This window comes from Nocardioides bruguierae (genome assembly GCF_023554635.1).
Classification (GTDB): Bacteria; Actinomycetota; Actinomycetes; order Propionibacteriales; family Nocardioidaceae; genus Nocardioides; species Nocardioides bruguierae.
This window is the reverse complement of record NZ_JAMJPH010000019.1, coordinates 1-13,759: the sequence shown is the minus strand read 5'-3', so window position 1 is coordinate 13,759 and position 13,759 is coordinate 1. Positions and strand designations below refer to the sequence as shown.

The window sequence follows — 13,759 nt, the reverse complement described above, 5'->3', positions numbered from 1 at the left end:
CTGCGTTTCAGCAGGTCCGGGGTGGGCTGTGAAACGAGCGGGAGGTCCCTGCAACCGCGAGGCCGGTCAGCGGCGCAGCATGCCGCCGTGCGTGCCGGGGTCGGTGCGGTCGAGCACCCGTCCGCGCAGGATCGTGGTGGTGACCTGGCTGGGGAGCGTGAGCCCGTCGTAGGCCGAGATCGGGTTCTTGTGCGCCAGGCCGGCCGCGCTGACCGTGAGCGGCACGGCCTGGTCCAGCACGGCCAGGTCGGCGTCCGCGCCCACGGCGATCCGCCCCTTGTGCGCCAGCCCGACCTGGTCGGCGGTGTGGCGCGACATCCAGGCGCTCACCTTCTCCAGGCCGATGCCGCGGCGCGTGGCCTCGGCGGCCATGGCGGCAAGCCCGACCTGGAGGCCGGAGATGCCGCCCCAGGCCAGCTGGAGGTCGCCGTCCCCGGCGAGCTTGACCTCGGCGGTGGCCGGCGAGTGGTCGGAGACGACGCAGTCGATGATGCCGGCGTCCAGGGCCTGCCACAGCGCGTCGCGGTTGCCGTCGTCGCGGATCGGCGGGCAGCACTTGAACTGCGGGGACGCGTCCGGGATGCCCTCGGCGGCGAACGTCAGGTAGTGCGGGCAGGTCTCCACGGTGACCCGCAGGCCCTCGGCCTTCGCGTCGGCGAGCAGGTCGAGCGCGCGGGCGCTGGACAGGTGCAGCACGTGCACCCGGCCGCCGGTCTCGCGGGCCCCCTCGACGACCTGCGCGATCGCCGCGACCTCGGCCTCGTCGGGGCGGGAGAGCAGGAAGTCGCTGTAGGCGCGGCTCGGCGGCGCCGGGGCCGCGTCGAGCACGCGGGCGTCCTCGGCGTGCACGATCATCAGCCCGTCGAACGAGGCGATCTCGGTGAGCGCCTTGGTGAACTCGGCCGGGGACAGCGGCGGGAACTCGTCCACGCCGGAGGGCGCGAGGAAGCACTTGAAGCCGAAGACGCCGGCCTCCCACAGGGGCGCGAGGTCCGCGACGTTGCCGGGCACGGCGCCGCCCCAGAAGCCCACGTCCATGGCCAGCTGGCCGGCGGCCACGGCCTGCTTGGCCTCGAGGTTCGCCACGCTCGTGGTGGGTGGGATCGAGTTCAGCGGCATGTCGACCAGCGTGGTGACGCCGCCCAGCGCGGCCGCGCGGGTGGCGGTGGCGAAGCCCTCCCACTCGGTGCGGCCGGGCTCGTTGACGTGCACGTGGGTGTCCACCACGCCGGGCAGGACGACGGCGGAGTCGGCGACGTGCAGCACCTCCGCCTCGCCGGGCAGCGGGAGGTCGACCGGGGCGACGCCGGTGATGGTGCCGTCCTCGATCAGCAGCGTGGCCGGGCGCACGCCCTCGGGAGTGAGGACGCGGCGGGCGCGGACGGCGTCGGGGGTCATGGGGGCTCTCCTGCTCAGCTGCCGCGGTAGGTCGTGTAGGCGAACGGGCTCAGCAGCAGCGCCACGTGGACGTGCGGCTGGCTCTCGGTGACCTCGAAGGCGAGGTCGACGTGCGGGAAGAAGGTCTCGCGCCCCTGCGCGGCGAACCAGGGGCCCGTGGCGAAGCGCAGGCCGTGGGCGCCGGGCTCCACCGGGTCGGGGAAGCGGAACCGGCCGTCGTCGTCGGTGGTCGCGGCGGCGATCGCCGCGCCGTCGGGCCCGGTGAGCGTGACGGAGACGCCCGCGGCCGGGCGGCCCAGGGCGGCGTCGAGGACGTGGGTGGAGAGCGTGGGCACGCGGCTCAGCCTTCCACGGTGGCGGTGGTGGGGTCGTCGGTCACCAGCGCCGCCAGGCGCAGCACCGCGATCTCGCCGAGCTGCTGCTTGACCACGGCGGCCTCGGTGGCGTCGTCGTTGCCCAGCCGCTCCTCGAGCAGGGTGAGCATCTCCTCGGCCGAGCGGCCCGCGGCGCGCACCAGGTAGATCCGGTCGAACCGCTCCTCGTAGCGGCGGTTGCCGTCGGCCAGCCGAGCGGCGGTGTCGTCGTCCTGGCTCACGCCGGACTGCTCGCTGCGGCTCATGTCCGCGCTGGCCCCCGGGCCCGTCGGCCGCTCGCCGATGCGCGGGTGGTCGGCCAGGGCGGCCTCGACCTCGGCGTCGGTCCAGCTCGCGGCCTGCGCACGGGCGGCGGTGAGCAGGGCCGAGGCGTCCGGCCAGGGGCGGCCGGCGGCGAGCGTCTCGGCCCAGGAGTCGATCCGGACGCAGGGGGCGAGCACTGCGCGGGCCTCGTCGTCAGTGGCGGAGTTCAGGTCGTGCAGGAGCAACGGGCACCACGTTCTGCTCAGGGGTCGTCCAGGTCGGCCCGGCGGTGCGAGCCGCCCGGGAGGGCGACCCTACGACCCTCCCGTTACGGCTCACGAAACAACTGTTTCAGTCCCGTTACGCCCGTCGCGGACGTCGATGCCCCGGTGCTCGACCACCGAGCGGTCAGCCGGCGAGCGACGCTGCGAGGTCGAGCAGGGCGCGGTCGCGGCCGGGGGCGGCGACCAGGCAGACGCCGCAGGGCGTGCCGGAGCGGGTGCGCAGCGGGAGCGAGACGGCGGGCAGGCCGCCGAGCCCGGCCACGCAGGTGAGCCGCATGGTGGCGTCCCGCGTGGCCTGGAGCCCCGCGCCGGGGCGCGGTGCCGTGGAGGACGCGGACGGCAGGACGAGCACCCGGTCGCCCACGAGGTCGCGGATGCGGGTGCGGGCCGTCTGCACGGTGTCCCACGCGAGGTCCGCGTCGGCCTTGCTGATCCGCGAGGCCGCCTCGAAGCGACCGCGGACGTCGGGGCCGAGCGTGTCCATCCGGTCGGCGAGCCAGCCGCCGCGCACGCTCCACGCCTCGTAGGCCTGCCAGGTCTGGAACGCCCGGAGCCAGGTGCCCAGCTCGCCCAGCGGCCAGCCCTCGCGCACCACGAGCCCGAGGTCGCCCAGCCAGGCCTCGATCGCCGCCCGCACGTCCGGGTCCGCGAGGCCGAGGAGGCCCGGGACGACGACCAGCTCGCTGGAGCCGGAGCCGGTGTCGGGCGGGAGCAGCACGTCGCCCACCGCGCGCAGCCGGTGGACGTCGCGGGTCAGCCAGCCGACGGTGTCGAACGTCGGGGCGAGCGGCAGCAGACCGCGCACGGACACGGCACCGTGCGTCGTCCGGATGCCCGCGAGGCCCTGGTAGGCCGACGGCACCCGGATCGAGCCGCCCGTGTCGGTGCCCAGCCCGATGGTGGCCTGGCCCAGCGAGACCGCCGTGGCGGAGCCGGAGGTGGAGCCCCCCGGCACCCGGCGCGGCACACGGGGGTTCGGCGGGGTGCCGTAGTGGTGGTTGGTGCCGGCGAGGCTGTAGGCGAACTCGTCGGTGCGGGTGATGCCCCTGACCGCGGCACCGGCCTCCACCAGCCGCTCGACGGCCTCGGCGTCGCGGCGCTCGACCGGGGCCGCCGCCTCCCAGGCGGGGTTGCCGGCGCCGACCACGTGCCCGGCGACGGCGAAGAGGTCCTTCACGGCCACGGTCTCGCCGGTGAGCGGCCCGCCGGTGGCCGAGCCGGGCACGAGCGGGTCGCCGACGACCCGCCACACGCGGGTGTCGAGGGCCGGCGCCGGCACCGAGACGTGGGCGGCGGTGACCTTCCAGCCACCGGGGGTCAGGGCCCAGAGCTGGGTCTGCTGGCCGCGCCCGCCCCGCGCGAGCTCGGTGACCGCGACGACGAGCGCGTGGTGGTCGTCGGTGACCTGCACGTGGGTCTGCACGATCCGGCGCTGCGGCGCTCCGCCACGGCCGGAGCGGAACGCGGCGATCTGGTCGTGGCCGACGAGCAGGCCGTCGGCGTCCCCGCGCAGCGTGGCCTCGCCCGGCGCGAAGAGCCGGTCCAGCGCGTCGACGTCGTTGCTCATCAGGGCCTTCTCGTAGGCCCAGAAGGCCTCGACCAGGCCCGGGGGCACCGGCAGCGGGGTGCCGGTGCCGACGCCCGTGCCGGGCCCGCCGGCGGATGATGCGGTGCTCATCGGGTCACTCCGGCGAAGTCGGCCTTGCGGATCGAGGCGTGGCAGCCCTTCACGACGTCGACGACCTGCGAGATCTCGAAGTCGGTGGCGGCCGAGAGGTAGGCGTACGCCAGGCGGGGGTCCATGCCGTACCGGGCGCCCAGCACCGCGATGGCCTGGCGGACGCAGGCCTGGACGGCGAGGTCGAGGTCCTCGTCCATGCCCGTCGGGATGAGCAGGTCGGTGGTCTCCGCGATCGGTGCCACCACCTCGCCGAAGCGCTCGACGGCCTCGGCGGCGGGCACGACGTCCAGGTGGACGGTGAGGCGCAGCGAGGCCTCCAGTGCGGTGAGGCTGACCTCGCCGTCACCCTGCGCGAAGTGCGGGTCGCCGGCGTAGAACATCGCGTCCGCGACCTGCACCGGCAGGTAGAGCGTGGCGCCGGCCGTGAGCAGCTTGATGTCGATGTTGCCGCCGTGCGGACCGGGCGGCACCGAGTGCGGACGCTGGTCGCCGGTGACGGCGACGCCGAGGACCCCCGGGAAGGGCGCGAGCGGGTAGCGGACGACGGGCTCCCCGCCGGGCACCAGGGGCAGCGTCGCGTGGGTGCCGTCCTCGGTGAGGTGGGAGAACGCGCTGAAGACGTCCCCCTCGAGCGGGTACTCGCCGGGCAGGGCGCCGCGGCCGTGCCGGTTGGAGATCACGCCGTAGGGCACGCGGGGGAGGGTCTCCACCACGGTCACCGCCAGCAGGTCCCCGGGGCGGGCGCCGGTCACCGCGACGGGGCGGGAGACCACGTGCGGGCCGTCGACGCCGAAGGTGCGCGGGTAGTCGGACGCGGCCAGCGCGACGGCGTCGTCGAGCACCTCGACGCCGTCCGGCCCGTGGGTGGTGAAGAACGCCCGCGGGTCGCGGCCCTGGTCCTCGAGGATGCCCTCGTGGCTGATCGTGTCGAGGGTGACCTCGGTGCCGGGCTCGACGCGCAGCACGGGCTCGTCGGTCTCGCAGGGCAGTCGGCCCCAGAGGACGTTCTCGGTCGTCGAGGGCAGGTAGGTCCCCCGGACCGGCCCCACGCCGGTCTGCAGCGTCTCCATGGCTGGTCACCCTACGGACACCTGTCGTGGCCGAGCACCCGTCCGCGCCGTCGTGGTGCTCGCCGACCGTGCGGACACGTTGTTACTGTCCAGTACGTGAGCACCGAGCCCCTCGCCGCGTCGACCCACGAGTTCGACCGGCAGACCGCCGTCCGTCCGCTGCCCGGCACGGCGTCCGACGCCCCGGCGGGCCGCTACGCCGCCGCGCTGACCGGCGGCTGGAGCGTCGGTGGGGGTGTCAACGGCGGCTTCCAGCTGGGCGTCGTCGGCGCCGCCGTCCGCGCCCACCTGCCCGCCCACCCCGACCCGGTGAGCATCAGCGCGCACTACCTCTCCGCGGGCACCGACGGCCCGGCCGAGGTCGAGGTCGACCTCGAGCGTGTCGGGCGCCTGGCCACGGTCCGGGCGCGGCTCGTGCAGGGCGGCGCCACGCGGATCGCCGCGATCGGCACCTTCGGCGACCTCGCCGCCGCGCACGAGGCCGCTGCCGGCGACGAGCGGCTCACAGCGACCCCGCCCGACCTGCCCGCGCCCGAGCGGTGCCCGGGCCCCGAGCACACGCCGCCCCAGATGCTGGAGATCGCCCCGATGATGGAGCGCTTCGAGATGCGCTTCGACCCCGCCTGCGCCGGCTTCGCCGTCGGTGCGCCCTCGGGCCAGGGACGGCTCAGCGCCTGGTTCCGGTTCCGCGACGGGCGCGAGCCCGACACGCTCTCCCTGCTCACCGCCCTCGACGTGCTGCCGCCGGTCACCTTCGACCTCGGCCGCCCCGGCTGGGCGCCGACCCTCTCGCTCACCGCGCACGTGCGCCGCCGCCCCGCGCCGGGCTGGCTGCGGATCACCCAGGCCACCCGCCACCTCGCGGGCGGGATGTTCGAGGAGGACTGCGAGGTCTGGGACGCGGACGACCACCTCGTCGCCCAGGCCCGCCAGCTGGCCCTCGTCCCCCGCTGACCCTGGCCGCCGAGTCGGCAGCACGTTGCTGCCGACTCGGCGGTGAGTCGGCAGAAGCTTTCAGCCGGCGACGCGGACGAGCCAGCGCCGGTGCGGGTGCTCCGTGGCGCACCACAGGCGGCCGTCGGGGTCCCGGGCGAGGTCCTCGGGCCCCATCGGCAGCGCCCAGCGGCGGGCGCGCCACGCCCCGGGGGCGCCGGTCCACAGGGTGCCCGGCACCCACGGCCCGTGCGAGGTCGAGAGGACGCCGGCGCCGAGCTCGGCCGCGCCGACGGCGAGCACCGCGCCCTGCATGCCGGCCGGGCCGTCGCCCAGCACGCGGGCCGGGCCGGTCGGCACGCCGTCGTCCAGCGGCACGTGCGCCAGGCGCCGTGGGGCCTCGCCCCGGGCGTACTCGCCGACCACCAGCCCGCCGGCGGCCGGCGCCAGGAACGAGACGCGCAGCGCCGGCCCGTCGGCGACCTCCAGCGGGCCGCTGGCGCGCCGCACCTGCCACGGCTCCGCGGGCGCGGACGGCAGGTCGTCGGCGTGCAGGCTGACGAACCCTGCCCGGGTCGCGGCCACGTGCAGCCACGGCCCGTCGGTGGCGAGGCCACCGGCGTGCACGTGCAGGGGCCCACCGTCCTCGCCGGCCAGCGGGACGTGCGCGTAGCGGCCCGCCCGGGTGTCGGCGACGCTCACCCGCGCGCCACCGTCCTTGGCGTACCAGGCGACGAGGAGGAGGCCGTGCCCCGGCGCGGCGACGCCCTGGGGCCACCAGCGCGGGTCGGCACGGTCCTCGGCCTCCCAGGTCCAGGCGGCGCGCACCGCCAGGCCGGGCGCCCAGGTGCGGCGCAGCCGCCGAGGCAGGGGGAGACGGCGCAGGGCGTCGACGAGCGGGGTCATGCTGCCTGCCCACCGCCCCGGCCGGGCAGGCGCACGGCCCCGGTGGCGATCGCGACGCCGGCCGCGCCGACCAGCAGTCCGACGACCTCGCGCAGGCCCAGCGGCTCGTCGAGCAGCAGCGTCGCGGCCAGCGCCGTCACCGGCGGCATGAGGAAGAACAGGCTGGCGGCCGCGCCCGCCCCGCCCGCGCGGACGAGGCGACCGAGCAGCAGCAGCCCGGCGACGGAGTTGATGCCTGCCAGCCACAGCACGTCGAGGGCCAGCAGCCCGGGGGACTCCACGGGCGGCAGCCCCTCGGTGGCGACCATGAGCACCAGGAGGGGAGGCACGCTCACCGCGCACTGCACGGTGGCCGACCAGACGGGGTCCACCTCGCCGGTCCACCGCTGGCCCAGCGTGCCGAGGGTGAGGCAGAGCAGGCTGCCCAGCCCGAGCAGCACGGCCGTGGGCGAGACGGCGGTGCCGCCGGCCTCGCCGCCCCAGACGTCCGGCCCCAGCACCACGAGCACGCCGACGACGCCCGCGGCGAAGCCGATGACCTGCACCGGGCGCAATCGCTCGCGCAGCAGCAGGGTCGCCAGCAGTGCGGTGAGCACGGGGGAGAGGGAGTGCAGCAGCGCCGCCAGCGTGGCCGGCAGCCCGATCTCGAACCCCTCGTACATGAGCGCGAAGACGGCCGCGTTGATCAGCAGGCCGGTGGCGCCCACCCGCAGCAGGTCGGCCCGGGAGAACCGCGGCCGGCCGCGCAGGGCCAGGGCGAGCCCGCCGAGCATCAGCGTGGCCACGCCGAACCGCAGCACCAGGAGCGCGATGGGGGCGGAGAGGTCCACGCCCACCGGGGCCGCGATGTAGCCGCTGCTCCACACCACGACGAACGCGGCGGCCGGCAGGAGGGGCAGCCGCGCGGGCGGCAGCAGGGTGGGGGTGCTCCGAGTCACCGGGGCAGTCTGGCGCACGCCGGCCCCTCCCCGTGGGTGCTGCCCCGTCGCCGAGGGCCCTACGGTGGGCCCGTGCCCGAGCTGCCCCCGCCCCGCCTCGTCGTCGGTGCCGCCATCGTCCGCGGCGCCCGGGTGCTCGCCGCCCGCCGCACCACCCCGCCCGCGGCGGCCGGGCGCTGGGAGCTGCCCGGCGGCAAGGTGGAGCCGGGCGAGCCCCCGGCTGCTGCCGTCGAGCGCGAGGTCGACGAGGAGCTGGGCTGCGAGGTCGAGGTCGTCGCCTGGCTCGACGGCACCTCCCGCATCCGCGAGGCGACGGACGACGGCCCGGCGCTCGACCTGCGGGTCGCCCTGGCCCGCGTGGTCGGCGGCGAGCCCGAGCCGACCGACGAGCCCGGCGGCCACGACCAGGTGCGCTGGCTGGCCGCCGAGGAGCTGGACGAGGTCGACTGGCTGGACTCCGACAGGCCCTTCCTCCCGCAGCTGCGCCACCACCTCGCCCGGGTGGCGGCCGACCAGCGCCGCCTCGTCCTGTTCGAGGAGGAGGACGCGATCGCCGTGCAGCAGCGCCTGGTGGCGGACGGGTTCGACGCCGTCCTGACCCGGGAGCGGCTGGCGGGCGAGGACGACGACGAGGACCACCCCTGGGCGGTGCTCACCGACGCGCCCACGTTCGTGGTCGAGCTGCTGCTCGACGAGGTCGACGGGTGGCTGGACGAGGGGGACCAGCCGGGTGCCGGGGAACAGGCCGGGCCCCGTGCCGGTTGGACCCCGACGGCACCGCCCGCCCTGCCCACGGCCCCGAAGCGCGTCAAGCGCCCCGACCGGGCCTGAGCCGCGGCTCCCCGCTCCACCGCTTCCCAGGAATCGAGACCATGACCTCCAGCCCCCTCCCCGTCGCCGACCAGCGGCTCCTCCTCGTCCACGCCCACCCCGACGACGAGACGATCGGCAACGGCGCCACCATGGCGAAGTACGTCGCCGAGGGACGCCGGGTCACGATGGTGACCTGCACGGCGGGCGAGATGGGCGAGATCCTCGTGCCCGAGCTGGAGCACCTGGCCGCCGACCGCGAGGACAAGCTCGGCGAGCACCGCCGCGGCGAGATCGCGGACGCCATGGCCGCGCTCGGGGTCACCGACCACCGCTTCCTCGGCGGCTTCGGCCGGTTCCGCGACTCCGGCATGAAGTGGGCGCCCGAGGGCGGCTACGCCATCCCCGCCGACGACGTGCACGAGAACGCGTTCTGGCACAGCGACCTCGTGGTCGCCGCCGACGAGCTGGTGCGCATCATCCGCGAGGTCCGCCCCCAGGTGCTGGTCACCTACGACGAGTTCGGCGGCTACGGCCACCCCGACCACAAGCAGGCCCACCGGGTCGCCACCTACGGGGCCGCGCTCGCCGCGGTGCCCTCCTACAAGCCCGAGCTCGGTGCTGCGTGGGACATCCCGAAGCACTACTGGAACGCGATGAGCGAGTCCCGGATGCGCGAGGGCATGCGCCAGCTCAAGGCCGCCGGCGAGGAGGTCGAGTTCTTCGGCGGCGACCCGGACGGGCCCCTCCCGCCGGTCGTCGTCGCCGACGAGCACCTGGCCGCGGTCGTGGACGGCGGCTCCGAGGGCGCCCGCGCGAAGCTGGACGCGATGCGCGCCTACCCGACCCAGATCCAGGTCGACGGGCCCTTCTTCGCGCTCTCGAACAACCTGGGCGACCGCGTGTGGGCCGAGGAGTTCTACCGGCTCGCCAAGGGCGTGCAGGGCCCCGTCAACGACGAGGGCCTGGAGACCGACCTCTTCGCCGGCCTCGACTCCTCCTGGGCCTGAGCGAGCGGGCCCGGGTGAACGGGGTGAGCGGACGGTGGACGCGGTGTCGGTGCTGAGGGCGGTGCTGGGGACCGTCGCGGTCGCGGCGCTCGCGCTGCTCACCGCCGTCCCCACCCTCCTGCTGCACCGCGACACGGTGGGCGCGGTCCTCGGCTGGGCCGCCGTCGTCCTGTGCCTGCTCGCCCTGCGCCCGGGCGTGCGCACCCGGCTGCTCTACGCGCTCGTGCTGTGCGGCGTGCTCTGGTACGGCTCCCAGCAGGCGGCCGACGGCGGCTTCCTCGTCACCGCCGACGCGCGGGGGTGGGCCCTCATCGCCCTGGCCCTGGTGGCGGTGCTCCTGGCGGTGGTCACGCTGCCGGGCCCGCGGCGCCGGCACGACCACGTGAGCGACAGCGGGGATGAGAGCGCGGACGACGGCCCCGTCGGTGCGGCTGAGAAGCACCTGGGAACGTAAACTCCCCGCTCGTGACGAGCCCCGACGACCGGCCCGACGACCGGCCCGACGACGTGCAGCCCACCGACGTGGAGCCCACGGACCCCGAGCGCGACGCGTCGCAGCCCGCTGTCGAGCCCGAGCCTGCTGCAGCGACCGACGCCGAGCCGGACGCCGAGCCCGACGCGGACCCGGAGACCGAGGTGCTCGACACCGCCGAGCCGGACCCGGAGCCCGAGCCGGAGCCCGAGCCGGAGCCCGCGGACGACACGGGCTTCTTCGGCTCGGTCGCCACCGAGGACGCCCCGCCTGCCGCGGCAGCCGCTGCCGCGGGCACGCCGGCGAAGGCGCCGAAGCCGGCCCGCTCCGGGCCGGGCGGCAAGGTCGCGCTGCTGACCGTGCTCGCCCTGGTCGTGCTGGTCGGCGGCGGCTACGCCGCGGCGGCCCTCGCGGCCGGTGACCGGCTCCCGCAGGACGCCACCGTGGCCGGCGTGGAGGTCGGCGGGCTGATCCCGTCGGCCGCCGAGACCCGGCTCGAGGAGGCGCTCTCGGAGACCGCGTCCGCCCCGATCGACGTGGTCGTCGACGGCACGACGACCACCCTCACGCCCGGCGAGCTGGGGCTCTCCATCGACTACGCGGCCTCCGTGGCCGCCGCCGGCGGCGGACGCTCGTTCGACCCGCGCCGCGTCTGGGACTGGTACACCGGCGGCGACGAGACCGACGCCGTCGTCGCCGTGGACGAGGACGCGCTCGCCGCGACCGTCGAGCGGCTGGCCGCCGACGTCGCCGTGGCCCCCGTGGACGGCGGGGTGGAGATCCGTCGTGGACGCGCCGTGGCCGTCGCCGCCCAGGACGGCTCCGGCCTCGACGTCGAGGACGCGGCGGCCGCGCTCGTGGCCGTCTACCCCGGCGGCGACGAGGTCACCCTGGACCCGGTCGACGTCGAGCCCGCCGTGAGCGACGCCGACGTGGCCGACGCGATCGCCGGCTTCGGCGCCACCGCGACCTCCGGGCCGGTCGTGCTGCGCTTCGGCGGCAACCCGGTGCGCCTGACCACCCGCCAGTTCGACGACGCCCTGCGGATGACGGTCGAGGACGGCGCGCTCGTGCCGTCCGTGCGCCGCAAGCCGCTGCTCGCGCTGGTCGACGGCGCCACCGCCGGCGCGGACGCCCCGGTCGACGCGACCTTCCGGCTCACCTCCGACGGCGAGCCCCGCGTGGTGCCGGCCAAGCCCGGCGTCACCTACCGCCCGGCGGCCGTCACCAGCGCGTTCCTGACCGCGGTCAGCAGCGACGAGGACCGCACCGCCCGGGTGCGGGCCAAGGTCGCCGAGCCGGAGCTGACCACCAAGGAGGCCCGCGCGCTCGGCGTGGTCGAGGAGGTCTCCTCCTTCACCACCGAGTGGCCGCACGCCGACTACCGCAACACCAACATCGGCCGCGCCGCGGAGCTGGTCGACGGCACGCTGCTGCTGCCCGGCGAGACGTTCTCGATGAACGACATCGTCGGCGAGCGCACCCGGGAGAACGGGTTCACCGAGGGCTTCATCATCTCCAACGGCATCCTCGTGGAGGACCTCGGCGGCGGCGTCTCCCAGATGGCCACGACCCTGTTCAACGCCATGTTCTTCGCCGGCCTGGAGGACGTGGAGCACAAGCCGCACTCGTTCTACATCAGCCGCTACCCGATCGGTCGCGAGGCGACCGTGGTCTGGGGCGCGCTCGACCTGCGGTTCCGCAACAACACCGACCACGGCGTCTGGGTCCGCTCCTCGACGACGCCCTCGACGCCCAGCAGCAGCGGCTCGGTGACCGTGACGATGTACTCCACCAAGACGTGGGACATCACCACCTCCACCTCCGAGCGCTACGACTACACGGCGCCGACCACCCGCACGCTGACCACGGACGACTGCTACGCCTACACCGGCAGCCAGGGCTTCTCGATCGACGTCTACCGGTACTTCCGGGAGCCGGGACAGGACGAGCTGGTCGACACCGAGACCTTCCACACCGTCTACACCCCGCAGGACTCGGTGGTCTGCGAGGCGCCGCCCTCCGACAACGGCGGCAACGGTGGCGGCGGCAACGGCGGCGGCGGCGGCAACAACTGACGCTGAGGCTCGGTCAGGGGGCCGGTCAGGGAGCGGGCGTGCCCGGTGGCACGAGGTACCGGGTGCCGTGGTGCACCTCGAGGCCCATGCCCTCGTAGAGGGCCTGCGCGGCCGCGTTGTCGGTCTCCACGTGCAGCCACGCGAACCGCGCGCCGCGCTCGGCGGCCCACTCCAGCAGGGCGTCGACCAGGTCGCCGGCCAGTCCCTGGCGGCGGTGCTCGGGGCGCACGCGCAGGCCGTGCATGCCCAGCCAGTCGGCCGCGAGCACCGCGTGGCACTCGCCGAGTCGGCCGCCGGCGTCCGCCACGGCCGCCTCGGCGCGGGCGACCTGCCCGGGCCCGGGCGCGGGCTCCAGCAGGGACGAGGGGGAGAGGACCGCGCGGTCGCCGCCCCGGCCGCGCCGGCCGCGCCGCACCTGGGAGAGCGACCCGGCGCGCATCTCGGCGTCCCCGCCCGGGACGACGCTCCAGCCGGCGTCGAGCAGCGCCTGCTCGACCTCGCTGCCGGCCTCCACCTGCGCCAACGCCGGCCGGTCGCGGGCGGAGTACCAGGCGAGGACCCGGCGCAGGGCCTCGTCCGTGCCCACCCCGGGGTCGCCCATGGCGAGCACCGAGGTCGCGCGCTTGAGCGGGCGACCCACCGGCGCGGGGTCGTGCCGCAGCACCCACTCGCCGATCGCCTCGGTCTCCACGTGGCCGAACATCGTGAGGCAGTGCTGCTCGGCGTCGCGGGCGCTGACCCGCGCCAGCGCCGAGGCCCGTGGCGGCACCGGCTTGCCGGAGACGAGGTCGGCGAACGCGATCCGCACGGGCTCGGCCTCGCCGTGCCGCGGGCCGTCGGGCGCGAGCAGCAGGCTGTCCTCGTCCCACGCCAGGCAGACGCCGAGCAGGTCGGTGGTCGCCTCGGCGCCGCTGGGGCCGGTCTCGCCGCGCAGCCGACGTCGCACGACCACGCGTCGACCCACCACGTGCGGCCCCAGGAACGGGGTGCTCGAGGACGCGACGGGTGTCGAGGGGTGGTCTTCCGCAGGATCCGGCACGCCGGGATACTAGGGTGGGCGAGCCCGCGGGTGGACATCTGGTGAGAAGGTGTCCGTCGTCCTCACGGACACCCCACAGGAACTTTCAGGAGGACCCTGATGACCTACGTCATCTCCCAGCCCTGCGTCGACGTCAAGGACAAGGCGTGCGTGGACGAGTGCCCCGTCGACTGCATCTACGAGGGCAAGCGGATGCTGTACATCCACCCTGACGAGTGCGTCGACTGCGGTGCGTGTGAGCCCGTGTGCCCGGTCGAGGCGATCTTCTACGAGGACGACGTGCCGGCCGAGCACAAGGACTACTACGACGCCAACGTCACCTTCTTCGACGACCTGGGCTCCCCGGGCGGCGCCGCCAAGACCGGCGCCATCGACAAGGACGCGACGCTCGTCGCCGGCCTGCCGCCGCAGAACCAGGGCTGAGCCCTGAGCAGTACCTCCGCGACCGCGGGCCCCCCCCGGCGGGGGCGCCCGGCCCGCTCCACCACGCGGGCCCCCAAACCCCGGGGCGGCCCGCGCCCCC

General features: G+C 75.8%; 14 protein-coding genes. 6 read left to right on the top strand and 8 right to left on the bottom strand.

The annotated features are described in order from the left end of the window. Positions 1-66: 66 nt before the first annotated feature. From allB to M8316_RS09980, 5 genes are all read right to left on the bottom strand, one after another. Positions 67-1,398 carry an allantoinase AllB gene (gene allB, locus M8316_RS10000; protein ID WP_250054223.1) on the bottom strand — a complete coding sequence of 444 codons (1,332 nt, stop codon included), beginning with the start codon at positions 1,396-1,398 and terminating at the stop codon, positions 67-69. Positions 1,399-1,412: 14 nt separating this feature from the next. Beyond that, the gene (gene uraH / locus M8316_RS09995; RefSeq protein WP_250054222.1) at positions 1,413-1,733 is read right to left on the bottom strand and encodes a hydroxyisourate hydrolase; all 321 of its coding nucleotides are present in this window, start codon (positions 1,731-1,733) and stop codon (positions 1,413-1,415) included. A 5-nt stretch (positions 1,734-1,738) separates the two neighbouring features. Next, positions 1,739-2,260, bottom strand: coding sequence for a 2-oxo-4-hydroxy-4-carboxy-5-ureidoimidazoline decarboxylase (uraD, locus tag M8316_RS09990; protein WP_250054220.1), 522 nt, complete (start codon positions 2,258-2,260; stop codon positions 1,739-1,741). A gap of 163 nt (positions 2,261-2,423) precedes the next feature. Further along, complete coding sequence (locus M8316_RS20590) at positions 2,424-3,977, bottom strand: AtzH-like domain-containing protein (RefSeq protein WP_272495034.1); 1,554 nt, start codon at positions 3,975-3,977, stop codon at positions 2,424-2,426. Continuing rightward, on the bottom strand, positions 3,974-5,050 hold the full coding sequence (locus M8316_RS09980) for an acetamidase/formamidase family protein (protein ID WP_250054219.1): 1,077 nt from the start codon (positions 5,048-5,050) through the stop codon (positions 3,974-3,976). The genes M8316_RS20590 and M8316_RS09980 overlap by 4 nt, the downstream gene beginning before the upstream one ends. 96 nt (positions 5,051-5,146) lie before the next feature. Between M8316_RS09980 and M8316_RS09975 the strand changes: the two genes are divergently transcribed. Then, positions 5,147-6,004, top strand: coding sequence for a thioesterase family protein (locus tag M8316_RS09975; protein WP_250054217.1), 858 nt, complete (start codon positions 5,147-5,149; stop codon positions 6,002-6,004). Between the two features lie 60 nt (positions 6,005-6,064). On the opposite strand, the gene M8316_RS09970 is transcribed toward M8316_RS09975, so the two are convergent. Next, a complete protein-coding gene (locus tag M8316_RS09970) occupies positions 6,065-6,889 on the bottom strand; it encodes a hypothetical protein (RefSeq protein ID WP_250054215.1) in 825 nt (274 codons plus the stop codon). Further along, positions 6,886-7,827 carry an EamA family transporter gene (locus M8316_RS09965; protein ID WP_250054214.1) on the bottom strand — a complete coding sequence of 314 codons (942 nt, stop codon included), beginning with the start codon at positions 7,825-7,827 and terminating at the stop codon, positions 6,886-6,888. The genes M8316_RS09970 and M8316_RS09965 overlap by 4 nt, the downstream gene beginning before the upstream one ends. Before the next feature lie 72 nt (positions 7,828-7,899). Here M8316_RS09965 and M8316_RS09960 point away from each other — a divergent pair, with 72 nt between their 5' ends. Genes M8316_RS09960 through M8316_RS09945 form a run of 4 tightly spaced genes read left to right on the top strand, consistent with a single transcriptional unit; the run spans position 7,900 to position 12,197 of the window. Then, on the top strand, positions 7,900-8,658 hold the full coding sequence (locus M8316_RS09960; RefSeq protein ID WP_250054212.1) for a (deoxy)nucleoside triphosphate pyrophosphohydrolase: 759 nt from the start codon (positions 7,900-7,902) through the stop codon (positions 8,656-8,658). A gap of 41 nt (positions 8,659-8,699) precedes the next feature. After that, the gene (gene mshB / locus M8316_RS09955) at positions 8,700-9,647 is read left to right on the top strand and encodes an N-acetyl-1-D-myo-inositol-2-amino-2-deoxy-alpha-D-glucopyranoside deacetylase (RefSeq protein ID WP_250054211.1); all 948 of its coding nucleotides are present in this window, start codon (positions 8,700-8,702) and stop codon (positions 9,645-9,647) included. A 43-nt stretch (positions 9,648-9,690) separates the two neighbouring features. Further along, positions 9,691-10,101, top strand: a complete 411-nt coding sequence (locus M8316_RS09950) for a hypothetical protein (RefSeq protein ID WP_250054210.1) — start codon at positions 9,691-9,693, stop codon at positions 10,099-10,101. A gap of 11 nt (positions 10,102-10,112) precedes the next feature. Further along, a complete protein-coding gene (locus M8316_RS09945) occupies positions 10,113-12,197 on the top strand; it encodes a VanW family protein (RefSeq protein ID WP_250054209.1) in 2,085 nt (694 codons plus the stop codon). A 25-nt stretch (positions 12,198-12,222) separates the two neighbouring features. Here M8316_RS09945 and M8316_RS21075 read toward each other — a convergent pair whose 3' ends face one another. Beyond that, the gene (locus M8316_RS21075) at positions 12,223-13,236 is read right to left on the bottom strand and encodes a GNAT family N-acetyltransferase (RefSeq protein ID WP_250054208.1); all 1,014 of its coding nucleotides are present in this window, start codon (positions 13,234-13,236) and stop codon (positions 12,223-12,225) included. Positions 13,237-13,335: 99 nt separating this feature from the next. On the opposite strand from M8316_RS21075, the gene fdxA reads away from it, so the two are divergent. Continuing rightward, positions 13,336-13,659 (top strand): ferredoxin, encoded by a 324-nt coding sequence (gene fdxA, locus M8316_RS09935; protein WP_250054207.1) that lies wholly within the window; start codon positions 13,336-13,338, stop codon positions 13,657-13,659. The last annotated feature ends 100 nt before the right edge of the window (positions 13,660-13,759 follow it).

Bases quoted from the DNA above. Each gene is read 5' to 3' on its own strand.
- fdxA (WP_250054207.1), top strand. From the start codon at position 13,336: ATGACCTACGTCATCTCCCAGCCCTGCGTCGACGTCAAGGACAAGGCG.
- M8316_RS09980 (WP_250054219.1), bottom strand. From the start codon at position 5,050: ATGGAGACGCTGCAGACCGGCGTGGGGCCGGTCCGGGGGACCTACCTG.
- M8316_RS20590 (WP_272495034.1), bottom strand. From the start codon at position 3,977: ATGAGCACCGCATCATCCGCCGGCGGGCCCGGCACGGGCGTCGGCACC.
- M8316_RS09970 (WP_250054215.1), bottom strand. From the start codon at position 6,889: ATGACCCCGCTCGTCGACGCCCTGCGCCGTCTCCCCCTGCCTCGGCGG.
- allB (WP_250054223.1), bottom strand. From the start codon at position 1,398: ATGACCCCCGACGCCGTCCGCGCCCGCCGCGTCCTCACTCCCGAGGGC.
- mshB (WP_250054211.1), top strand. From the start codon at position 8,700: ATGACCTCCAGCCCCCTCCCCGTCGCCGACCAGCGGCTCCTCCTCGTC.